General features: G+C 50.3%; 20 protein-coding genes. 16 read left to right on the forward strand and 4 right to left on the reverse strand.

All coding sequences use genetic code 11. The annotated features are described in order from the left end of the window. Positions 1–11 precede the first annotated feature (11 nt). Positions 12–1,334: a xylose isomerase gene (xylA, locus tag C3D30_RS18980; RefSeq protein WP_001149551.1), complete on the reverse strand. Its 1,323-nt coding sequence runs from the start codon at positions 1,332–1,334 to the stop codon at positions 12–14. Positions 1,335–1,701: 367 nt separating this feature from the next. On the opposite strand from xylA, the gene xylF reads away from it, so the two are divergent. The 4 genes from xylF (at position 1,702) to xylR (ending at position 6,727) form a co-directional block, all read left to right on the forward strand. Beyond that, a complete protein-coding gene (xylF, locus tag C3D30_RS18985; protein WP_000694881.1) occupies positions 1,702–2,694 on the forward strand; it encodes a D-xylose ABC transporter substrate-binding protein in 993 nt (330 codons plus the stop codon). A 76-nt stretch (positions 2,695–2,770) separates the two neighbouring features. After that, a complete protein-coding gene (gene xylG, locus C3D30_RS18990; RefSeq protein WP_105287279.1) occupies positions 2,771–4,312 on the forward strand; it encodes a D-xylose ABC transporter ATP-binding protein in 1,542 nt (513 codons plus the stop codon). Beyond that, on the forward strand, positions 4,290–5,471 hold the full coding sequence (gene xylH / locus C3D30_RS18995; RefSeq protein ID WP_000045978.1) for a xylose ABC transporter permease XylH: 1,182 nt from the start codon (positions 4,290–4,292) through the stop codon (positions 5,469–5,471). Before xylG ends, xylH begins: the two co-directional genes overlap by 23 nt. 77 nt (positions 5,472–5,548) lie before the next feature. Next, complete coding sequence (gene xylR, locus C3D30_RS19000) at positions 5,549–6,727, forward strand: D-xylose utilization transcriptional activator XylR (protein WP_000494493.1); 1,179 nt, start codon at positions 5,549–5,551, stop codon at positions 6,725–6,727. Between the two features lie 209 nt (positions 6,728–6,936). Here the strand turns inward: xylR and C3D30_RS19005 are convergent, their stop codons facing one another. Further along, on the reverse strand, positions 6,937–7,761 hold the full coding sequence (locus C3D30_RS19005) for a protein bax (RefSeq protein WP_105285844.1): 825 nt from the start codon (positions 7,759–7,761) through the stop codon (positions 6,937–6,939). Positions 7,762–8,171: 410 nt separating this feature from the next. Between C3D30_RS19005 and malS the strand changes: the two genes are divergently transcribed. Then, positions 8,172–10,202, forward strand: a complete 2,031-nt coding sequence (gene malS / locus C3D30_RS19010; protein WP_105287260.1) for an alpha-amylase — start codon at positions 8,172–8,174, stop codon at positions 10,200–10,202. A gap of 176 nt (positions 10,203–10,378) precedes the next feature. Then, positions 10,379–11,632: a valine--pyruvate transaminase gene (avtA, locus tag C3D30_RS19015; protein WP_000144334.1), complete on the forward strand. Its 1,254-nt coding sequence runs from the start codon at positions 10,379–10,381 to the stop codon at positions 11,630–11,632. Positions 11,633–11,782: 150 nt separating this feature from the next. Here the strand turns inward: avtA and C3D30_RS19020 are convergent, their stop codons facing one another. Both C3D30_RS19020 and yiaJ read right to left on the reverse strand, forming a co-directional pair. After that, entirely contained in the window at positions 11,783–12,256 is a 474-nt protein-coding gene (locus C3D30_RS19020) for a 4Fe-4S binding protein (protein WP_010349697.1), read from the reverse strand. Positions 12,257–12,357: 101 nt separating this feature from the next. Continuing rightward, entirely contained in the window at positions 12,358–13,191 is an 834-nt protein-coding gene (yiaJ, locus tag C3D30_RS19025) for an IclR family transcriptional regulator YiaJ (protein WP_000516598.1), read from the reverse strand. Between the two features lie 216 nt (positions 13,192–13,407). On the opposite strand from yiaJ, the gene yiaK reads away from it, so the two are divergent. From yiaK to araD, 10 genes are all read left to right on the forward strand, one after another. After that, the gene (gene yiaK, locus C3D30_RS19030; protein WP_105287261.1) at positions 13,408–14,406 is read left to right on the forward strand and encodes a 3-dehydro-L-gulonate 2-dehydrogenase; all 999 of its coding nucleotides are present in this window, start codon (positions 13,408–13,410) and stop codon (positions 14,404–14,406) included. A gap of 11 nt (positions 14,407–14,417) precedes the next feature. Then, positions 14,418–14,882, forward strand: coding sequence for a NanQ anomerase/TabA/YiaL family protein (locus C3D30_RS19035; protein ID WP_021549996.1), 465 nt, complete (start codon positions 14,418–14,420; stop codon positions 14,880–14,882). Between the two features lie 22 nt (positions 14,883–14,904). After that, entirely contained in the window at positions 14,905–15,825 is a 921-nt protein-coding gene (locus C3D30_RS19040; RefSeq protein WP_105285848.1) for a DUF4862 family protein, read from the forward strand. A gap of 109 nt (positions 15,826–15,934) precedes the next feature. Then, positions 15,935–16,402 carry a 2,3-diketo-L-gulonate TRAP transporter small permease YiaM gene (gene yiaM / locus C3D30_RS19045; protein ID WP_000821450.1) on the forward strand — a complete coding sequence of 156 codons (468 nt, stop codon included), beginning with the start codon at positions 15,935–15,937 and terminating at the stop codon, positions 16,400–16,402. Positions 16,403–16,404: 2 nt separating this feature from the next. Further along, positions 16,405–17,682, forward strand: coding sequence for a 2,3-diketo-L-gulonate TRAP transporter large permease YiaN (gene yiaN / locus C3D30_RS19050; protein WP_000153835.1), 1,278 nt, complete (start codon positions 16,405–16,407; stop codon positions 17,680–17,682). Between the two features lie 12 nt (positions 17,683–17,694). Beyond that, positions 17,695–18,681, forward strand: coding sequence for a 2,3-diketo-L-gulonate TRAP transporter substrate-binding protein YiaO (yiaO, locus tag C3D30_RS19055; RefSeq protein ID WP_105287262.1), 987 nt, complete (start codon positions 17,695–17,697; stop codon positions 18,679–18,681). Positions 18,682–18,684: 3 nt separating this feature from the next. Continuing rightward, positions 18,685–20,181 (forward strand): L-xylulokinase, encoded by a 1,497-nt coding sequence (lyxK, locus tag C3D30_RS19060; protein ID WP_105287263.1) that lies wholly within the window; start codon positions 18,685–18,687, stop codon positions 20,179–20,181. Then, on the forward strand, positions 20,178–20,840 hold the full coding sequence (ulaD, locus tag C3D30_RS19065) for a 3-keto-L-gulonate-6-phosphate decarboxylase UlaD (RefSeq protein WP_105287264.1): 663 nt from the start codon (positions 20,178–20,180) through the stop codon (positions 20,838–20,840). Before lyxK ends, ulaD begins: the two co-directional genes overlap by 4 nt. Further along, a complete protein-coding gene (locus C3D30_RS19070) occupies positions 20,833–21,693 on the forward strand; it encodes an L-ribulose-5-phosphate 3-epimerase (protein ID WP_105287265.1) in 861 nt (286 codons plus the stop codon). The genes ulaD and C3D30_RS19070 overlap by 8 nt, the downstream gene beginning before the upstream one ends. Continuing rightward, complete coding sequence (araD, locus tag C3D30_RS19075; RefSeq protein WP_105287266.1) at positions 21,687–22,382, forward strand: L-ribulose-5-phosphate 4-epimerase; 696 nt, start codon at positions 21,687–21,689, stop codon at positions 22,380–22,382. The genes C3D30_RS19070 and araD overlap by 7 nt, the downstream gene beginning before the upstream one ends. Positions 22,383–22,434 lie beyond the last annotated feature (52 nt).

A 22,434-nucleotide genomic window follows, 5' to 3' on the forward strand; every position in this document is an offset into this window, starting at 1 on the left:
ACAATTAGCCGTTATTTGTCGAACAGATAATGATTTACCAGATTTTCCAGTTGCTCCTGGCGTCCACTCTGATGCACCGGCGCCAGATTGTTGTCCTGAGCATATTTTGCTAAATCAGCCAATGACATTTGGCCTTTCAGGATTTGCTGACCCAGTTCGCTATTCCAGCCGGAATAACGCTGCGCTACGCGTTTATCCAGTTCGCCGTCTTCAATCATGCGTGCTGCAATTTTCAGTGACAGCGCCATCGTATCCATCGCCCCAATATGACCGTAGAACAGATCGTATTTATCAGTGCTCTGACGACGTACTTTGGCATCAAAGTTCAGACCACCGGTCGTGAAACCACCTGCTTTGAGGATTTCATACATTACCAGCGCGTTCTCTTCCACGCTGTTCGGGAACTGGTCAGTATCCCAGCCCAATTGCGCGTCGCCACGGTTAGCATCGACAGAACCGAACAGACCAAGCGCAATGGCTGTGGCAATTTCATGGTGGAAAGAGTGACCCGCAAGCGTCGCGTGGTTCGCTTCAATATTCAGTTTAATCTCTTTTTCCAGGCCAAACTGTTTCAGGAAACCGTAAACCGTTGCGGCATCGTAATCATATTGATGTTTGGTCGGTTCTTGCGGTTTCGGTTCGATAAGCAGCGTGCCCTGGAAACCGATTTTATGTTTATGCTCAACCACCATCTGCATAAAGCGACCAAGCTGTTCACGCTCCTGACGAAGATCGGTATTCAACAGAGTTTCGTAACCTTCACGACCGCCCCACAGCACATAGTTTTCACCACCCAGTTTATGCGTTGCTTCCATCGCGGTAACAACTTGTGTAGCTGCCCAGCTAAAGACCTCGGGATCTGGGTTCGTCGCCGCGCCCGCGCCATAGCGAGGGTTAGTAAAGCAGTTAGCGGTTCCCCACAACAGTTTCACGCCGCTCTCTTCTTGCTTGCCAGCCAGCACATCGACCATTTGTGCAAAGTTATTGATGTACTCTTTTAACGATGTGCCTTCCGGGGAAACATCCACGTCATGGAAGCAATAAAACGGCACATGTAATTTGTGGAAAAACTCGAATGCGACATCGGCTTTACGCTTCGCCAGCGCCAGAGCTTCGCCAGGCTGCTGCCACGGACGATTAAAAGCGCCCACACCAAACATGTCCGCCCCGTTCCAGCAGAAGGTGTGCCAGTAGCAGGCGGCAAAACGCAAGTGGTCTTCCATACGCTTGCCCAACACCAGTTCGTCGGGATTGTAATGACGGAATGCTAACGGGTTAGAGGATTTCGGACCTTCATAACGAACGCGATCGAGCTGGTCAAAATAGGCTTGCATAATGAACTCCATAATCAGGTAATGCCGCGTGTGATGGATGATGTCGTAATATTGGGCACTCCCTTTCAGTTGCTCAATTATGTTATTTCACACTGCTATTGAGATAATTCACAAGTGTGCGCTCGCTCGCAAAAATAATATGGAATGATGAAATTGGGTGATTTCTCGAATAGAAAAATGCAACAAGTACAATTAATCAACAAAAGTAAGATCTCTGTCATAAATCAAGAAATAAACCAAAAATCGTAATCGAAAGATAAAAATCTGTAATTGTTTTCCCCTGTTTAGTTGCTAAAAATTGGTTACGTTTATCGCGGTGATTGTTACTTTTTTAAGCTGACCTCTAACAACAGAAGGCCTCTGAATCATGAAAATAAAGAACATCTTACTCACCCTTTGCACCTCACTCCTGCTTACTAACGTCGCAGCGCACGCCAAAGAAGTAAAAATAGGAATGGCGATTGACGACCTTCGTCTTGAACGCTGGCAAAAAGATCGGGATATCTTTGTTAAAAAAGCAGAATCTCTCGGTGCAAAAGTATTTGTACAATCTGCGAATGGCAATGAAGAAACCCAAATGTCGCAGATTGAAAACATGATTAACCGGGGCGTCGACGTTCTTGTCATTATTCCATATAACGGTCAGGTATTAAGTAACGTTGTAAAAGAAGCCAAACAAGAAGGTATAAAAGTATTAGCTTACGACCGCATGATTAATGATGCAGATATAGATTTTTATATTTCTTTCGATAATGAAAAAGTCGGCGAACTGCAAGCAAAAGCCCTGGTTGATATCGTCCCACAGGGCAATTATTTCCTGATGGGTGGCTCCCCGGTCGATAACAACGCCAAGCTATTTCGCGCCGGGCAAATGAAAGTATTAAAACCTTATGTTGACTCAGGAAAAATTAAAGTCGTTGGCGACCAATGGGTTGATGGCTGGTTACCGGAAAATGCGCTGAAAATTATGGAAAATGCGCTAACTGCCAACAATAACAAAATTGATGCGGTTGTTGCCTCAAACGATGCTACCGCTGGCGGGGCGATTCAGGCATTAAGTGCTCAAGGTTTATCAGGCAAAGTGGCAATTTCCGGTCAGGATGCGGATCTCGCGGGCATAAAACGTATTGCTGCCGGTACGCAAACTATGACGGTGTATAAACCCATTACGTTGTTGGCAAATACTGCCGCAGAAATTGCCGTTGAGTTGGGCAATGGTCAGGAACCAAAAGCAGATACCACACTGAATAATGGTCTGAAAGATGTTCCATCCCGCCTGCTGACACCAATCGATGTTAATAAAAACAACATCAAAGATACGGTAATTAAAGACGGATTCCACAAAGAGAGCGAGCTTTAAGCGTCACGCTCCGGCGCTGACCGGGGCGTGATTTCTCTCCATGCCGCGTGAACTGATTGGCTTAGGTGGAGTCGTTATGTCTTATCTACTTGAAATGAAGAACATTACCAAAACCTTCGGCACCGTGAAGGCGATAGATAACGTCAGCTTGCGGCTAAACGCTGGCGAAATCGTCTCACTCTGTGGGGAAAATGGGTCTGGTAAATCAACGCTGATGAAAGTGCTGTGTGGAATTTATCCTCATGGTTCCTACGAAGGCGAAATTATTTTTGCTGGCGAAGAGATTCAGGCAAGTCACATCCGCGATACCGAACGCAAAGGTATCGCCATCATTCACCAGGAATTGGCCCTGGTGAAAGAATTGACCGTGCTGGAAAATATCTTCCTGGGTAACGAAATAACCCACAATGGGATTATGGATTATGACCAGATGACGCTACGCTGCCAGAAGCTATTAGCGCAGGTCAGTTTATCCATTTCACCAGATGCCCGCGTTGGCGATTTAGGGCTTGGGCAACAACAACTGGTTGAAATTGCCAAGGCGCTTAATAAGCAAGTGCGTTTATTAATTCTTGATGAACCGACAGCCTCATTAACTGAGCAGGAAACGTCGGTTTTACTGGATATTATTCGCGATCTACAACAGCACGGTATCGCCTGTATTTATATTTCGCACAAACTCAACGAAGTCAAAGCGATTTCCGATACAATTTGCGTTATTCGCGACGGTCAGCACATTGGTACGCGTGATGCTGCCGGAATGAGTGAAGACGATATTATCACCATGATGGTCGGGCGAGAGTTAACCGCGCTTTACCCTAATGAACCACATACCACCGGAGATGAAATATTACGTATTGAACATCTGACAGCATGGCATCCGGTTAATCGTCATATTAAACGGGTTAACGATGTCTCTTTTTCTCTGAAACGCGGTGAAATACTGGGTATTGCCGGGCTGGTCGGTGCCGGACGCACCGAAACCATTCAATGCCTGTTTGGCGTTTGGCCCGGACAGTGGGAAGGGAAAATATATATTGACGGAAAACAGGTGGATATTCGCAACTGCCAGCAAGCGATCGCCCAGGGTATTGCGATGGTGCCAGAAGACAGAAAGCGCGATGGTATCGTTCCGGTAATGGCGGTTGGTAAAAATATTACTCTCGCCGCACTCAATAAATTTACCGGAGGGATCAGCCAGCTTGATGATGCCGCAGAGCAAAAATGTATTCTGGAATCCATCCAGCAACTCAAAGTTAAAACATCCTCCCCCGACCTTGCTATTGGACGTTTAAGCGGTGGCAATCAGCAAAAAGCGATCCTCGCACGCTGCCTGCTATTAAATCCACGCATTCTCATTCTTGATGAACCCACCAGGGGTATTGATATTGGCGCTAAATACGAGATCTACAAATTAATTAACCAACTCGTCCAGCAAGGTATTGCCGTTATTGTCATCTCTTCTGAATTACCTGAAGTACTCGGCCTTAGCGATCGTGTGCTGGTGATGCATGAAGGAAAACTAAAAGCCAACCTGATAAATCATAACCTGACTCAGGAGCAGGTGATGGAAGCCGCATTGAGGAGCGAACATCATGTCGAAAAGCAATCCGTCTGAAGTGAAATTAGCCGTACCGACATCCGGTGGCTTTTCTGGGCTGAAATCACTGAATTTACAGGTCTTCGTGATGATTGCAGCGATCATCGCAATTATGCTGTTCTTTACCTGGACCACCGATGGTGCCTACTTAAGCGCCCGTAACGTTTCCAACCTGCTGCGCCAGACCGCAATTACCGGCATTCTCGCGGTAGGTATGGTGTTCGTCATAATTTCTGCTGAAATCGACCTCTCGGTCGGCTCCATGATGGGACTATTAGGCGGGGTCGCCGCTATCTGTGACGTTTGGTTGGGCTGGCCGCTGCCACTCACTATCATTGTGACATTGGTTCTGGGGCTGCTTCTCGGAGCGTGGAATGGGTGGTGGGTCGCGTACCGCAAAGTCCCGTCATTTATTGTCACCCTGGCAGGTATGTTGGCATTTCGCGGCATCTTGATTGGTATCACCAACGGCACGACCGTTTCCCCCACCAGCGCCGCGATGTCACAAATTGGGCAAAGCTATCTACCAGCCAGTACCGGTTTCATCATCGGCGCGCTTGGTTTAATGGCTTTTGTCGGCTGGCAATGGCGCGGAAGAATGCGCCGTCAGGCTTTGGGTTTGCAGTCTCCGGCATCTACGGCGGTGGTCGGTCGCCAGGCATTAACGGCTATCATCGTTTTAGGCGCAATCTGGCTGCTAAATGATTACCGTGGCGTTCCCACTCCTGTTCTGCTGCTGACGTTGCTGTTACTCGGTGGAATGTTTATGGCAACACGGACAGCCTTTGGGCGACGTATTTACGCTATTGGCGGTAATCTGGAAGCGGCGCGGCTATCCGGGATTAACGTTGAACGAACAAAACTTGCCGTGTTTGCTATCAACGGTTTGATGGTAGCCATCGCCGGGTTAATTCTTAGTTCTCGACTTGGCGCTGGTTCACCTTCTGCGGGGAATATCGCCGAGCTGGACGCAATTGCAGCATGTGTGATTGGCGGTACTAGTCTGGCAGGCGGTGTGGGGAGTGTTGCCGGTGCAGTAATGGGGGCATTCATCATGGCTTCGTTGGATAACGGTATGAGTATGATGGATGTACCGACCTTCTGGCAGTATATCGTCAAAGGTGCGATTCTGTTGCTGGCAGTATGGATGGACTCCGCAACCAAACGCCGTTCCTGATTTTGATAAAAATTTTCTCAAAGCCGGTAACGTATTACCGGTTTTGAGTTTTTGCATGATTCAGCAGGAAAAGAACCATGTTTACTAAACGTCATCGCATCACGTTGCTGTTCAATGCTAATAAAGCCTATGACCGTCAAGTAGTAGAAGGTGTAGGGGAATATTTACAGGCGTCGCAATCGGAATGGGATATTTTCATTGAAGAAGATTTCCGCGCCCGCATTGATAAAATCAAGGACTGGTTAGGAGATGGCGTCATCGCCGACTTCGACGATAAACAAATCGAGCAAGCATTGGCTGATGTCAACGTCCCTATTGTTGGGGTTGGTGGCTCGTATCACCTGGCAGAAAGCTATCCGCCCGTACATTACATTGCCACCGATAACTATGCGCTGGTTGAAAGCGCATTTTTGCATTTAAAAGAGAAAGGCGTTAACCGCTTTGCTTTTTATGGTCTGCCAGAGTCGAGCGGCAAACGCTGGGCCGCCGAACGCGAGTATGCCTTTCGTCAGCTTGTGGCTGAAGAGAAGTACCGAGGTGTGGTTTATCAGGGGCTGGAAACCGCACCAGAGAACTGGCAACACGCGCAGAATCGGCTGGCAGACTGGCTGCAAACACTGCCACCGCAAACAGGGATTATTGCCGTCACTGACGCCCGGGCGCGGCATATTCTGCAAGTATGCGAGCATCTGCACATCCCCGTACCGGAGAAATTATGCGTGATTGGCATAGATAACGAAGAATTGACCCGCTATCTTTCGCGTGTCGCCCTCTCTTCTGTTGCGCAGGGTGCCCGACAAATGGGCTATCAGGCGGCAAAACTTTTGCATCGCTTATTAGATAAAGAAGAAATGCCGTTGCAGCGGATTTTGGTTCCGCCAGTCCGTGTCATCGAACGGCGTTCAACGGATTACCGTTCGTTGACCGATCCCGCCGTTATTCAGGCCATGCATTACATCCGCAATCATGCCTGCAAAGGAATTAAAGTGGATCAGGTTCTGGATGCGGTGGGCATATCGCGATCCAATCTTGAAAAACGGTTTAAAGAAGAAGTGGGTGAAACTATTCACGCCATGATCCATGCCGAGAAGCTGGAGAAAGCGCGCAGCCTGCTGATTTCTACTACCTTGTCGATCAATGAGATATCGCAAATGTGTGGTTATCCATCGCTGCAATATTTCTACTCTGTATTTAAAAAAGCGTATGACACGACGCCAAAAGAGTATCGCGATGTAAATAGCGAGGTAATGCTGTAGCGGGAGGGGAAAATCCACCATGCGTGATGAGAAGCGTCGGATCAGGCAACGCTGCGTGGTTGTCGGATGCGGCGTGAACGCCTTATCCGACCTACCCGCCAGGCATGATAAAACGCGCCAGCGTCGCATCAGGTAACTCAGCACAACCACCTGATGCGAACAAAAGCCCTATCCGACCAACAAGTCGGATAAGGCTCAAGGGAATGCAATTACATATGCGCGGCGATTAACCGCTGGTTATCCTGGTACATCGCGAACAGGTAGTTGTTATAGCTCTGCCCTTTCGTGGAATAACCTTTCAGCTTATGAATCATCGCTGTGGCGGTAACTTCCTGATCCGCTTTACGCAATTGTGCGCGTGATTTGCGGAAAGAAGCGTAAGCCGGATGCGTATTCAGGTTAGTGACATAGGCGCTCACCGATTCTTTTACAGAACTGAACTGTGAGTACCCCTTCACTTTACCCGGCGCATTGGTACAACGTCCTTTCATGCACTTCATGCCGAACAGGTTATTGTTGCTACGCGCCAGTTTCGACGTTCCCCAACCGCTTTCTGCTGCAGCCATCGTCGCCACCATACTGGTCGGGATAATGTCTACACGTTCGAGCAGCGTATTCCACGGGATTTTTCGCGTATTACCGGACCACTTCACCTTATAGCGTTTGGCAATGTCTTGCAGACGTGCACGCTCTGAAGGCGACCATTGACCCTGGTACTGTTTTGAGATCAGCCAGTTACGTTCAGCCGTAATGGCAGCATTTTGGCTGGTAATATAGGGCATTACAGTCCGGAGAAACGCTTTTTTTCTTGGTGTTCCGGAAGGGTATTTTCGCAAATCAGGAAGTGAACTGCTCTTTGCACTATTGCGAGAATACTCTTGTTTACTGCTTACCTGTTTATTACTAGCTTTAGTTAAGTGGGACTGTTGACTCGTTGTTGTCGTGTGCGTCTTCGCTAACACCTCACTCGAAAACACCAGAGTGAGTAACATAAGAATCATCGCCCCATATCGTCGTATGGGAGTCAAAATCATCAGGTCTCCTGATCGGATTTAATCATTCAAACACCTTATACTCGTCATACTTCAAGTTGCATGTACTGCGCAAACGCTGTTCAAAACGCCATTGGTGTTTTGTCCTGCAACTCGAATGATTTAGAGTAATATTTTTCCCAAATTTGAGAGTTGAATCTCAAATCATATCAAAAATAGCGGTCGAGCGCACCCCAAGGAATAGTCCAAATCTGAAACTATGTCACGTGGTAATGGTTCAGATTGGTGCAAGAACGCAGAAAATGTGGATTTTATCGCAAAATTCAGCTGTTTTTTGCGCGCGATCGCTCACCCCTGCGTCTCATCCTGTGGACTTACTACTCAGGGATGAGTTTTGTCTGGTTATTCGCTGGCAAACTGTCTGAAATCGCAGCAATAAGGACTCATCCGCCATGAAACTCGCCGCCTGTTTTCTGACACTCCTTCCCGGCTTTGCCATTGCCGCCAGCTGGACTTCGCCGGGGTTCCCCGCCTTTACCGAACAGGGGACAGGAACATTTGTCAGCCACGCGAAGCTGGCTAAAGGTACGCGTCCACTAACGCTAAATTTTGACCAACAGTGCTGGCAGCCGGTGAATGCGATAAAACTCAATCAGATGCTTTCCCTGCAACCTTGCAACAACACACCGCCACAATGGCGATTGTTCAGAGATGGCGAATATACGCTGCAAATCGACACCCGCTCCGGCACGCCGACGTTGATGATATCGATCCCAAACACCGCCGAACCAATAGCAACCCCAATCCGTGAATGCCCGAAATGGGATGGTCGCCCACTTACGCTTGATGTCAGTGCCACCTTCCCGGAAGGTGCGCCTGTCCGTGATTATTACAGCCAACAAATCGCGACAGTGAAAAACGGCCAAATTACATTACAACCTGCCGCCACCAGTAACGGCTTACTACTACTGGAACGGGCAGAAACTGACACCTCTGCCTCTTTCGACTGGCATAACGCCACCGTTTACTTTGTGCTGACAGACCGTTTCGAAAACGGCGATCCCAGCAATGATCAGAGCTACGGTCGTCATAAAGACGGTATGGCGGAAATTGGCACTTTTCACGGCGGCGATTTACGCGGCCTGACCAACAAACTGGATTATCTCCAGCAGCTGGGCGTCAATGCCCTGTGGATCAGCGCCCCGTTTGAGCAAATTCACGGCTGGGTGGGCGGTGGTACAAAAGGCGATTTCCCGCACTATGCCTACCACGGTTATTACACACAGGACTGGACGAATCTTGATGCAAATATGGGCAACGAAGCCGATTTACAGGCGCTGGTTGATAGCGCGCACCAGCGCGGTATTCGTATTCTCTTTGATGTGGTGATGAACCATACCGGTTATGCCACGCTGGCGGATATGCAGGAGTATCAGTTTGGCGCGTTATACCTTTCCGGTGATGAGCTGAAAAAAACACTGGGTGACCGCTGGAGCGACTGGAAACCCGCCGCCGGGCAAACCTGGCATAGCTTTAACGATTACATTAATTTCAGCGACAAAACAGGCTGGGATAAATGGTGGGGAAAAAACTGGATCAGAACGGATATTGGCGATTACGACAATCCTGGATTCGACGATCTCACCATGTCGCTGGCCTTTTTGCCGGATATAAAGACCGAATCTACCACCGCTTCAGGTCTGCCGGTGTTCTATAAAAACAAACCGGATACCCACGCTAAAGCCATCGATGGTTTTACCCCCCGCGATTATTTAACGCATTGGTTAAGCCAGTGGGTTCGCGACTACGGGATTGATGGTTTTCGGGTCGACACCGCCAAACATGTTGAGTTGCCCGCCTGGCAGCAACTGAAAACCGAAGCCAGCGCCGCACTTCGCGAATGGAAAAAAGCTAACCCCGATAAAGTGTTAGATGACAAACCTTTCTGGATGACCGGCGAAGCCTGGGGTCATGGCATAATGCAAAGTGACTACTATCGCCACGGCTTCGATGCGATGATCAATTTCGATTATCAGGAACAGGCCGCGAAAGCCGTCGATTGTCTGGCACAGATGGATACCACCTGGCAGCAAATGGCAGATAAATTGCAGGATTTCAACGTGTTGAGCTACCTCTCGTCGCATGATACCCGCCTGTTCCGCGAAGGGGGCGACAAAGCAGCAGAGCTATTGCTATTAGCGCCAGGTGCGGTGCAAATCTTTTATGGTGATGAATCCTCGCGTCCGTTCGGAGCTACCGGTTCTGATCCGCTGCAAGGTACGCGTTCGGATATGAACTGGCAGGATGTTAACGGTAAATCTGCCGCCAGCGTTGCGCACTGGCAACGCCTCGGTCAGTTCCGCGCCCGCCATCCAGCGATTGGCGCGGGTAAGCAGACCACATTGTCACTGAAACAAGGTTATGGATTTGTCCGTGAACATGGCGACGATAAAGTGATGGTTGTCTGGGCGGGGCAACAGTAACTTTTCCGGCTTCCCACTTGCGGTATGTCGGGAAGCCGTATTCCAGTATAAAAGACCAGACATATCATAAAGCTTAGCATGATACGCCAATCCTCTTGCAGCAACCCGATTTGCACCCCAGCAAATGTAGCGTTATTGTTACTTTCCTTGCTACAGAGTTCGACAGATATCCCGCTATGACATTCTCCCTTTTTGGTGACAAATTTACCCGCCACTCCGGCATTACGCTGCTGATGGAAGATCTGAACGACGGCTTACGCACGCCCGGCGCGATTATGCTCGGCGGCGGCAATCCGGCGCAGATCCCAGAAATGCAGGACTACTTCCAGACGCTGCTTACTGACATGCTGGAAAGCGGCAAAGCCACTGATGCGCTGTGTAATTACGACGGCCCGCAGGGGAAAACGGAGCTACTCACACTACTTGCCGAAATGCTACGCGAGAAGCTGGGTTGGGATATCGAACCACAGAATATTGCACTAACAAACGGCAGCCAGAGCGCGTTTTTCTACTTATTTAATCTGTTTGCCGGACGCCGCGCCGATGGTCGGGTCAAAAAAGTGCTGTTCCCGCTGGCACCGGAATACATTGGCTACGCTGACGCCGGACTGGAAGAAGATCTTTTCGTCTCTGCGCGTCCAAATATTGAACTGCTGCCAGAAGGCCAGTTTAAATACCACGTCGATTTTGAACATCTGCATATTGGCGAAGAGACCGGGATGATTTGCGTCTCGCGACCGACGAACCCAACAGGCAATGTGATTACTGACGAAGAGTTGCTGAAGCTGGATGCATTGGCAAATCAGCACGGTATTCCGCTGGTGATTGATAACGCTTATGGAGTCCCATTCCCGGGCATTATCTTCAGCGAAGCGCGCCCACTGTGGAATCCAAATATCGTGCTGTGCATGAGCCTTTCCAAACTGGGGCTGCCTGGTTCACGCTGCGGCATTATCATCGCCAATGAAAAAATCATCACCGCCATCACTAATATGAACGGCATTATCAGCCTGGCGCCTGGCGGTATTGGTCCGGCGATGATGTGTGAAATGATTAAGCGTAACGATCTGCTGCGCCTGTCAGAAACGGTCATCAAGCCGTTCTACTACCAGCGTGTTCAGGAAACTATCGCCATCATTCGCCGTTATTTACCAGAAGATCGCTGCCTGATTCATAAACCCGAAGGCGCTATTTTCCTCTGGCTATGGTTTAAGGATTTGCCGATTACCACCGAGCAGCTTTACCAGCGGCTTAAAGCGCGCGGCGTGCTGATGGTGCCAGGACACAACTTCTTCCCTGGGCTGGATAAACCGTGGCCGCATACGCATCAATGTATGCGCATGAACTATGTGCCGGAACCGGAGAAAATCGAGGCAGGAGTGAAGATTCTGGCAGAAGAGATCGAACGCGCCTGGGCTGAGAGTCATTAAAAATTGCCTGATGCGCTGCGCTTATCAGGCCACATAATTTCTGCAATATATTGAATTTGTAAGATTTTGTAGGCCAGATAAGACGTTCACGCCGCACCCGGCATAAACGAAACGCACTATTCCGGCGTTGAGAACCGCCGGAATAATGTCTCAAACAGGCTGCTGTAGTAGCCGATTCCGCAGCACTTTCTCAACATCCATACACTGCAACGCCTTTGTCGGGCAAGCTTCAACACAGGCTGGTCCCGTTGCCCGATGCCAGCACAGGTCACACTTAATCGCTCTCGCCTTTGTGCGCGAAGAAACCACTTCCATCGCACCAAACGGGCAAGCCAACATACAGCTTTTACAGCCAATACAACGTGATTGTTCAACGAAGATATGCCCATGTTCGCGGCGAATAGCGTCCACAGGGCAAACATTCGCGCACGGTGCATCTTCACACTGATGACAGGCTACTGCCGTGGTCCAGGTGTGGTCTTTGATGACACGAATACGGGAAATAAACTCGCCAGGTAACAACGAAGCGCAATCCTGATTCTCCTGATGCGACACTGCACAAGCCACTTCACAGGTACGGCAACCGATACATTTCGTCGCATCCGCAATAATAAACCGGTTCATGATCACTCCTTTGCACTAAAACCGCAGCGTGCCAGAGAGTGCGCCATTATTGCTTTGATCCAACGAAGGAAATATTAAAGTTTTGCCACCTGCCAAAAGCGTTATGTGATCGCGCCCTGGTCATCCCGGACGGTAAATCCCAGTTCATTGGAGATAGCCTGCGCAGTTTCAAGCAGCGGTTTCAGGAGATTTTTCTCCCCCACCTGTTTCAGGCGTGATGTCGAAAGCGAAATCGACACCGCATACGGCACCCGCCCATGAATATCAAACACCGGAACAGCAATACAGGAGACGCCGAGTTCATTCTCTTCTCTGTCCATTGCCACGCCACTTTCACGAATGTGCGCCAGTTCATCGAACATCGCGGGCAGTTCGGTAATGGTGTTGCGGGTTAGCGGCTGGATTTCATTCTGATGGCTTTCCCAATACGATTTCACGTAGTCCTGATGACCAAACGCCATATAAACCTTACCCATCGCCGAACAGTAGAGCGGCATATGCTGACCAATATAGGCGCGGGTTCGTAGCATACCGGTAGTAGGTTCCAGTTTATAAATCAAAATAGCGTGATCATCTTCTCGACTGGAAAAGTTAATGGTTTCACCAGTGGAGATGTTCAGCGTCTCAAGATGCGGCGCGGCAATATGAATGATATTCAGCGACGACAGCGCCTTTTGCCCGACAGCAATAAATTTTGTGGTCAGGCGGTAACTCCCCGCAGCGGGAGCAGTTGTCACATAGCCACAGGACTGTAGCCCCTGCAATAAACGATGGACCGTGCTTTTATTTAAGCCAGCCAGTTCAGAGAGATGCGCCAGCGGACAACCGTTTGGATAGTTGCTCAAAATCTCAATCAGCATCAACCCGCGAAACAGGCTCTGACTTCCAGCTGGGCGCTCTTTTTCCTGCGCCAACTCGTGCTCTTTTTTTCCCATCGCTTTCTTCCCCTTTTTATCGCGCCCTGATGGTAACGCAAAGTGTGTCGCAGTTCACGATCTCGACAGATAATTTGTAACTATTTGATTTTAATAATTTTTGAAAATCATGGCGCGGATTGCTTTGTTAAAAAGCGATCGATATATTTGAAATCAAATTTCGCATAGTGGAATTTTAAGCTAAAAAAGCGATCAATACACACAAGGAAGCCAGGGATGAAAGTGACATTTGAGCAGTTAAAAACAGCCTTTAATCGGGTATTAATTTCACGTGGCGTTGACAGCGAAACAGCCGATGCCTGTGCAGAGATGTTCGCCCGCACCACCGAATCCGGCGTTTATTCTCATGGCGTTAACCGCTTCCCCCGTTTCATTCAGCAACTGGAAAACGGCGATATCATTCCTGACGCCCAACCCAAACGTATAACCAGCCTCGGCGCGATTGAGCAGTGGGACGCCCAGCGTTCGATCGGTAACCTGACGGCGAAAAAGATGATGGACCGCGCCATTGAACTGGCGGCAACTCACGGGATTGGCCTGGTCGCGTTACGCAATGCCAACCACTGGATGCGCGGCGGCAGCTACGGCTGGCAGGCGGCGGAAAAAGGCTATATCGGCATCTGCTGGACCAACTCTATCGCCGTAATGCCGCCGTGGGGCGCAAAAGAGTGTCGCATCGGCACCAACCCACTGATCGTCGCTATTCCTTCTTCACCCATCACCATGGTCGATATGTCGATGTCGATGTTCTCCTACGGCATGTTAGAAGTGAATCGTCTGGCGGGACGCGAGCTGCCGGTCGATGGTGGGTTTGATGATGAGGGCAATTTGACCAAAGAACCTGGCATTATCGAGAAAAATCGCCGCATTTTGCCGATGGGTTACTGGAAAGGTTCTGGCATGTCGATTGTGCTGGATATGATAGCCACTCTCCTTTCTGACGGCGCATCGGTTGCTGAAGTCACCCAGGACAACAGCGACGAGTACGGCATTTCACAAATCTTTATTGCCATTGAAGTGGACAAACTGATCGACGGTTCCACCCGCGATGCCAAACTGCAACGCATTATGGATTACGTTACTAGCGCCGAGCGCGCAGACGAAAACCAGGCCATTCGTTTACCCGGTCACGAATTCACTACCCTGCTGGCAAAAAACCGCCGTAACGGCATCACCGTTGATGACAGCGTGTGGGCAAAAATCCAGGCATTATAAGGAGATAGACCATGATATTTGGACATATCACACAACCTAATCCGTGCCGTTTGCCCGTCGCCATTGAAAAGGCGCTCGATTTTCTGCGCACCACCGATTTCAACGCCCTGCCACCGGGCATTGTCGAAATCGACGGCAAGAATATTTTTGCGCAAATTATCGATTTAACCACACGCGAGGCGGTGGAAAACCGCCCTGAAGTTCATCGGCGCTATCTGGATATTCAGTTTCTGGCCTGGGGCGAAGAGAAAATCGGTGTAGCCATTGATACCGGGAATAATAAAGTCAGCGAATCACTATTAGAGCAACGCGATATTATTTTTTATCACGATAGTGAACATGAATCATTTATAGAAATGATACCGGGTAGCTACGCTATTTTCTTCCCGCAGGATGTTCACCGACCGGCATGTAATAAAAATGCCCCAATGGCAATCCGCAAAATCGTGGTTAAAGTAGCCCTCTGCGCTTTATAAAAAGTTATTACTGGAGCACAAAATGAAAGCGAATAATGTCGGTTATATTATCGGCGCGTATCCCTGTGCACCTTCTTTTCATCAAAGAAGTGAAGAGGAAGAGAAGGAATTCTGGCGACAATTATCAGATACCCCTGATATTCGCGGTCTGGAACAACCCTGCCTGGAAAACTTCCATCCTCTTGGCGATCAATGGTTACTTCGCCATACGCCGGAAAGCTGGAAATTTGTCGTCACCGCTGTGATGGAAACCATGCGTCGCCGCAGCGAAAACAGCGGCTTTGGTCTCGCCTCCAGCGATGAAGAACAACGCAAGGCCTGCGTGGCGTACTATTGTCACCTGTTCCATAAAATCAACTCATTGCAGGCTAATAAAGTGCTCGCACTGGAGATCCAGGCCGCACCGTTAGCAACGAATCCCAATGTTATGCAAGCAACGGATGCTTTTGCCCGCTCGTTGAAAGAAATCGCCAGTTGGGACTGGCCGTGCAAACTGGTGCTGGAACACTGCGATGCCATGACGTCTGCCGCTCCCCGCAAAGGCTTTTTGCCTTTGGAAAATGTGCTGGAAGTCATTGCCGATTATGACGTCAGCATCTGTATCAACTGGGCGCGATCCGCCATTGAAGGCCGCAATACAGCGTTGCCGCTGACCCATACCCAAATGGCGAAACAGGCCGGGAAACTCGGCGCGTTGATGTTCTCTGGTACGACGCTAAACGGAGCATACGGAGAATGGCAGGATTTACACGCGCCGTTTGCACCATTCTGTGCAGAAAGCCTGATGACCACAGATCATGTTCGCGAGTTATTTAATGTAGCAGAGCCATCAACATTGCAATTTTCGGGCATCAAGTTATTAGAAATCCATGCAGCTGCTGATGTTCAGCACCGCATCGAAATATTACGCAATGGCATTCACTCTCTAAATGAATCTATTTAAAACGATTCATTTATTTTGCCAGATTCTAATTAATCGCTCTCCAATAAATATTACGAATACCAACAACATTAATTAATGAAAACATATTGCATAACAAGAAGGACTCGTTATGAAACGGATACTCGAAGGCATTCTTGCGCTCATCATCGCAATACTGTCTTGTATTATTTTTATTAATATCATTCTTCGATATGGATTTCACACAAGCATATTATCGATTGATGAATTATCCCGGCTTTTATTTGTCTGGTTAACCTTTATTGGCGCTATCGTTGCTTATATGGACAACAGCCATGTGCAGGTTACTTTTTTAGTCGAAAAACTCTCTCCCACTAATCAACAACGTGTTTCGCTGCTAACCCATACGCTCATTTTATTGCTGTGTCTGGGTCTGGCCTGGGGTGCAATAGAAAAAACGTCACAGGACTGGAGTAACTTATCGCCCATTCTCGGCGTACCCGTTGGCTTAATGTACGCCGCCGCTATCCCCACCAGCCTGATTATCGCATTGCTGGAATTGCGTCACTTATACCGGCAGTTCACAAATACCACCAGCCAAAACCAACAAGGAGTCTGACGATGACAATTCTTATATTTATTGTCAGTTTGTTAGGCGCTATCGCGATTGGTGTTCCCATCGCCTGGGCATTATTGCTGTGCGGCATCTCATTGATGTTCTGGATGGATATCTTTGATGTGCAAATTCTGGCGCAAACGCTGGTCAACGGTGCGGACAGTTTCTCTCTGTTAGCCATTCCCTTCTTTGTGCTGGCGGGTGAGATCATGAACGCGGGCGGCCTGTCGCAACGTATTGTCGACCTGCCAATGAAACTGGTGGGTCACAGGCCAGGCGGTCTGGGTTACGTTGGCGTGCTGGCGGCAATGATCATGGCAAGCCTTTCCGGTTCTGCGGTTGCTGATACCGCAGCTGTCGCGGCGCTGCTGGTGCCGATGATGCGTCAGGCCAACTATCCGGTAAACCGCGCCGCCGGGCTTATCGGATCGGGCGGTATTATTGCGGCCATTATCCCTCCCTCTATTCCACTCATTATCTTCGGCGTCTCCAGCGGACTCTCTATCAGTAAACTGTTTATGGCGGGCATCGCGCCGGGCATCATGATGGGCGTCACGCTGATGATTACCTGGTGGTGGCAGGCAAAACGGCTGAATCTGCCTTGCCAGCCAAAAGCCTCACTGCGGGAAGTCTGGCAATCTTTAGTCTCCGGTATTTGGGCGCTCTTTTTGCCGATAATTATTATTGGCGGTTTCCGTTCGGGGTTATTTACGCCTACCGAAGCAGGCGCGGTTGCCGCCTTCTACGCTCTGTTCGTCTCGGTGGTGGTCTATCGCGAAATGACCTTCTCCACGCTTTATCATGTTCTGATTAACGCGGCGAAAACCACATCCGTGGTCATGTTCCTGGTGGCTTCTGCTGCGGTATCTGCATGGCTTATTACGATCGCCGAATTACCCATGATGGTATCGGAGCTATTACAACCGTTGGTTGATTCGCCTCGCTTATTATTCATCGTCATTATGCTCGCTATTATGGTGATCAGCACGGTAATGGACTTAACGCCCACCGTATTAATTCTTACACCTGTATTAATGCCATTAGTGAAAGAAGCGGGAATAGATCCGGTCTATTTCGGCATCATGTTTATTATCAACTGTTCAATATCACTGATTACGCCCCCGGTCGGTAACGTCCTTAACGTGGTATGCGGCGTGGCAAAACTTAAATTTGACGATGCGGTAAAAGGCGTTGCGCCTTACGTCATGGTTTTATTCATGTTGTTAGCATTATTTATTTTTATACCGGAGCTTATTACCGCTCCTCTTAAATGGATGAGTTAAAAGGAAATCATAATGAAATTACGTTCTGTAACCTACGCTTTATTATTTGCCGGAGTGGCGGCGTTCAGTACATCTTCTCTGGCGGCACAATCATTACGTTTTGGTTATGAAACCTCGCAAACCGATTCACAACATATTGCAGCAAAAAAATTCAACGAATTATTGCAAGAAAAAACCAAAGGCGAACTGAAGTTAAAACTGTTTCCGGACAGCACCCTCGGCAATGCGCAGGCGATGATCAGCGGCGTGCGCGGCGGCACTATTGATATGGAGATGTCTGGCTCCAATAACTTTACGGGACTCTCGCCCGTCATCAACCTGCTCGATGTCCCTTTCCTGTTCCGCGATACCGCTCATGCGCATAAAACCCTCGACGGTAAAGTCGGTGATGAGCTGAAAACTTCCCTTGAAGGTAAAGGGCTGAAAGTACTGGCCTACTGGGAAAACGGCTGGCGCGATGTCACCAACTCGCGTGCACCAGTTAAAACTCCCGCCGATCTGCAAGGGCTGAAGATCCGTACCAACAATAGTCCAATGAATATTGCGGCATTCAAAATCTTCGGTGCTAACCCGATCCCGATGCCATTTGCCGAAGTCTATACCGGGCTGGAAACCCGCACCATCGACGCCCAGGAACACCCGATTAACGTCGTCTGGTCAGCAAAATTTTATGAAGTGCAGAAGTACCTTTCTCTGACCCATCACGCCTACTCCCCACTTCTGGTGGTGATCAACAAAGCGAAGTTTGATGGCTTAACCCCTGAGTTCCAGCAGGCACTGATCACATCTGCGCAAGAAGCGGGTAGTTATCAGCGCAAACTGGTCGCCGAAGATCAGCAAAAAATCATCGACGGCATGAAAGACGCGGGCGTTGAAGTGATTACCGATCTCGACCGCAAAGCCTTTAGCGATGCATTGGGTAATCAGGTTCGCGACATGTTTGTTAAAGATGTTCCGCAGGGCGCTGAACTGCTGAAAGCCGTGGATGAGGTGCAATAAACCATGACGCAATACTGGCTGGGGTTAGATTGTGGCGGTAGCTGGCTGAAAGCCGGACTGTATGACCGCGAAGGCCGGGAGGCGGGCGTGCAGCGCCTGCCGCTGTGCGCATTAAGCCCGCAGCCAGGCTGGGCAGAGCGCGATATGGCAGAACTGTGGCAATGCTGCATGGCTGTCATTCGCGCCCTGCTTACCCATTCTGGCGTTAGCGGGGAGCAAATTGTGGGTATCGGTATCTCCGCACAAGGGAAAGGTTTGTTTTTACTCGATAAAAATAACAAACCGCTAGGTAACGCCATTTTGTCCTCTGACCGCCGGGCGATGGAAATCGTCCGTTGCTGGCAGGAAGATGGCGTCCCGGAAAAACTCTACCCGCTGACCCGCCAAACCTTGTGGACCGGGCATCCGGTGTCGCTGTTACGCTGGCTGAAAATGCACGAACCTGAGCGTTATGCGCAAATTGGCTGCGTGATGATGACGCACGACTACCTGCGCTGGTGTTTAACCGGCGTCAAAGGCTGCGAAGAAAGCAATATTTCCGAGTCCAATCTCTACAACATGAGTCTTGGGGAATATGATCCGTGCCTCACCGACTGGCTGGGGATCGGTGAAATCAATCACGCCCTGCCGCCTGTTGTTGGATCTGCCGAAATCTGCGGGGAGATCACCGCTCAGACAGCCGCACTGACCGGTCTGAAAGCGGGTACGCCCGTTGTCGGCGGCCTGTTTGATGTGGTTTCCACCGCACTTTGTGCCGGGATCGAAGACGAATCTACCCTCAATGCGGTGATGGGAACCTGGGCGGTGACCAGCGGCATAACCAGCGGTTTACGTGACGGTGAAGCGCATCCGTATGTCTATGGCCGCTACGTTAATGACGGTCAATTTATCGTTCACGAAGCCAGCCCTACCTCTTCCGGCAATCTCGAATGGTTTACCGCGCAGTGGGGAGAAATCTCTTTTGCTGAGATTAATCAGGCCGTTGCCGGCTTGCCGAAAGCCGGAGGCGATCTGTTTTTCCTGCCGTTCCTGTACGGCAGTAACGCCGGACTTGAGATGACCAGCGGTTTCTACGGGATGCAGGCCATTCACACCCGCGCGCACCTGTTGCAGGCCATTTATGAAGGCGTGGTGTTCAGCCACATGACCCACCTCAACCGGATGCGTGAACGTTTTACCGCTGTTCACACCCTGCGCGTGACTGGCGGTCCGGCGCACTCCGATGTCTGGATGCAAATGCTGGCGGACGTCAGCGGTCTGCGTATCGAGCTGCCGCAGGTGGAAGAAACGGGATGCTTTGGCGCGGCGCTCGCTGCCCGTGTCGGTACGGGCGTTTATCGCAACTTCAGCGAGGCCCAGCACAGCTCGCAACATCCGCTACGCACATTACTGCCGGACATGACCGCGCATCAGCATTACCAACAAAAATATCAACGCTATCAGCAACTCATTGCCGCACTTCAGGGTTATCACACCCGCATTAAGGAACACACACTATGAGCAGACCACTTCTGCAACTGGCTCTCGACCACTCATCACTTGAAGCCGCGCAGCGCAACGTGACGCGGTTAAAAGACAGCGTCGATATCGTCGAAGCGGGCACCATTCTCTGTTTAAACGAAGGTCTTGGCGCGGTGAAAGCCTTGCGTGAACAGTGCCCGAACAAAATCATCGTCGCTGACTGGAAGGTCGCTGATGCCGGTGAAACACTCGCGCAACAGGCGTTTGGCGCGGGCGCCAACTGGATGACCATCATCTGCGCCGCGCCGCTCGCCACGGTGGAAAAAGGCCACGCGATGGCGCAACGCTGCGGCGGTGAAATCCAGATAGAGCTGTTCGGCAACTGGACACTGGACGACGCACGTGACTGGCATCGCATTGGTGTACGGCAGGCGATTTATCATCGTGGTCGCGACGCACAGGCCAGCGGGCAGCAATGGGGCGAGGAGGATCTGGCGAGGATGAAGGCACTTTCTGATATCGGCCTCGAACTTTCTATTACTGGCGGGATTACCCCTGTTGACCTGCCGCTGTTTAAAGATATCCGCGTGAAAGCGTTTATTGCCGGGCGCGCACTGGCGGGCGCTACCAATCCAGCGCAGGTTGCCGCTGATTTTCATGCGCAAATTGACGCAATCTGGGGAGGTGCTCGTGCGTAATCATCCGTTAGGTATTTATGAAAAGGCGCTGGCGAAAGATCTCTCATGGCCGGAGCGGCTGGTGCTGGCAAAAAGCTGCGGTTTTGATTTTGTCGAAATGTCGGTGGATGAAACCGACGAACGTCTGTCACGCCTGGACTGGAGCGCCGCACAACGTGCTTCGCTGGTTACCGCGATGATCGAAACGGGCATTGCCATTCCATCAATGTGCCTGTCTGCCCATCGCCGTTTTCCTTTTGGTAGCCGCGACGAGGCGGTACGCCAGCGAGCGCGGGAAATCATGAGTAAAGCGATTTGCCTGGCTCGCGATCTCGGCATTCGCACCATTCAACTGGCGGGTTATGACGTCTATTACGAAGAGCATGACGAAGGCACACAGCAGCGATTTACTGAAGGGCTGGCGTGGGCGGTTGAACAAGCGGCTGCTGCACAGGTGATGCTGGCGGTGGAGATCATGGACACCGCGTTTATGAACTCCATCAGCAAATGGAAAAAATGGGACGAGATGCTCGCCTCGCCATGGTTCACCGTCTACCCGGATGTCGGCAACCTCAGCGCCTGGGGCAATGATGTGCCCGCCGAACTAAAACTGGGCATTGACCGTATCGCGGCTATTCACCTGAAAGACACCCTGCCAGTCACCGAGCAAAGCTCCGGACAGTTCCGTGATGTGCCGTTTGGCGAAGGCTGCGTCGATTTCGTTGGCATCTTCAAAACGCTGCATGAACTGAACTATCGCGGTTCTTTCCTGATTGAGATGTGGACCGAAAAAGCCAAAGAGCCGGTGCTGGAGATTATTCAGGCGCGGCGCTGGATTGAAGCGCGTATGCAGGAGGCTGGTTTTATATGTTAGAGCAACTGAAAGCCGACGTGCTAGCGGCGAATCTGGCGCTTCCAGCTCACCATCTGGTGACGTTCACCTGGGGCAATGTCAGCGCGGTAGACGAAACGCGGCAATGGATGGTAATCAAGCCTTCCGGCGTCGAGTACGACGTGATGACCACCGACGATATAGTGGTGGTTGAAATAGCCAGCGGTAAGGTGGTGGAAGGCAGCAAAAAGCCCTCTTCCGACACGCCAACGCATCTGGCGCTTTATCGCCGCTATGCAGAAATTGGCGGCATTGTGCATACCCACTCGCGCCATGCCACTATCTGGTCGCAGGCCGGGATTGATCTCCCTGCCTGGGGTACGACTCACGCTGACTATTTTTACGGTGCGATCCCCTGCACGCGCCAGATGACCGCCGAGGAGATCAACGGCGAGTATGAATACCAGACTGGCGAAGTGATCATTAAAACCTTCGAAGAGCGCGGCAGGAGTCCGGCACAAATCCCGGCGGTACTGGTGCATTCCCACGGCCCGTTCGCCTGGGGTAAAAACGCCGCCGATGCGGTGCATAATGCCGTGGTGCTGGAAGAGTGCGCGTATATGGGGCTGTTCTCGCGCCAGCTCGCGCCGCAGCTTCCTGCCATGCAAAATGAACTCTTAGATAAGCACTATCTGCGTAAGCACGGGGCTAATGCCTATTACGGGCAGTAATCTCTCACGCCGGGGCTTCATCGCCCCGGTACTATGAATTGATATGCTCCCG

This window comes from Escherichia sp. MOD1-EC5433, from assembly GCF_002966005.1.
Classification (GTDB): Bacteria; Pseudomonadota; Gammaproteobacteria; order Enterobacterales; family Enterobacteriaceae; genus Escherichia; species Escherichia ruysiae.

Excerpts from the sequence above, each read along its gene's own strand:
- lyxK (WP_105287263.1), top strand. The coding sequence starts at position 18,685 with ATGACGCAATACTGGCTGGGGTTAGATTGTGGCGGTAGCTGGCTGAAA.
- ulaD (WP_105287264.1), top strand. The coding sequence starts at position 20,178 with ATGAGCAGACCACTTCTGCAACTGGCTCTCGACCACTCATCACTTGAA.
- malS (WP_105287260.1), top strand. The coding sequence starts at position 8,172 with ATGAAACTCGCCGCCTGTTTTCTGACACTCCTTCCCGGCTTTGCCATT.
- yiaN (WP_000153835.1), top strand. The coding sequence starts at position 16,405 with ATGACAATTCTTATATTTATTGTCAGTTTGTTAGGCGCTATCGCGATT.
- xylA (WP_001149551.1), bottom strand. The coding sequence starts at position 1,334 with ATGCAAGCCTATTTTGACCAGCTCGATCGCGTTCGTTATGAAGGTCCG.
- avtA (WP_000144334.1), top strand. The coding sequence starts at position 10,379 with ATGACATTCTCCCTTTTTGGTGACAAATTTACCCGCCACTCCGGCATT.
- xylH (WP_000045978.1), top strand. The coding sequence starts at position 4,290 with ATGTCGAAAAGCAATCCGTCTGAAGTGAAATTAGCCGTACCGACATCC.
- xylG (WP_105287279.1), top strand. The coding sequence starts at position 2,771 with ATGTCTTATCTACTTGAAATGAAGAACATTACCAAAACCTTCGGCACC.
- C3D30_RS19035 (WP_021549996.1), top strand. The coding sequence starts at position 14,418 with ATGATATTTGGACATATCACACAACCTAATCCGTGCCGTTTGCCCGTC.
- yiaK (WP_105287261.1), top strand. The coding sequence starts at position 13,408 with ATGAAAGTGACATTTGAGCAGTTAAAAACAGCCTTTAATCGGGTATTA.
- C3D30_RS19040 (WP_105285848.1), top strand. The coding sequence starts at position 14,905 with ATGAAAGCGAATAATGTCGGTTATATTATCGGCGCGTATCCCTGTGCA.
- yiaO (WP_105287262.1), top strand. The coding sequence starts at position 17,695 with ATGAAATTACGTTCTGTAACCTACGCTTTATTATTTGCCGGAGTGGCG.
- yiaJ (WP_000516598.1), bottom strand. The coding sequence starts at position 13,191 with ATGGGAAAAAAAGAGCACGAGTTGGCGCAGGAAAAAGAGCGCCCAGCT.
- xylF (WP_000694881.1), top strand. The coding sequence starts at position 1,702 with ATGAAAATAAAGAACATCTTACTCACCCTTTGCACCTCACTCCTGCTT.
- araD (WP_105287266.1), top strand. The coding sequence starts at position 21,687 with ATGTTAGAGCAACTGAAAGCCGACGTGCTAGCGGCGAATCTGGCGCTT.
- C3D30_RS19005 (WP_105285844.1), bottom strand. The coding sequence starts at position 7,761 with ATGATTTTGACTCCCATACGACGATATGGGGCGATGATTCTTATGTTA.
- xylR (WP_000494493.1), top strand. The coding sequence starts at position 5,549 with ATGTTTACTAAACGTCATCGCATCACGTTGCTGTTCAATGCTAATAAA.
- C3D30_RS19020 (WP_010349697.1), bottom strand. The coding sequence starts at position 12,256 with ATGAACCGGTTTATTATTGCGGATGCGACGAAATGTATCGGTTGCCGT.
- yiaM (WP_000821450.1), top strand. The coding sequence starts at position 15,935 with ATGAAACGGATACTCGAAGGCATTCTTGCGCTCATCATCGCAATACTG.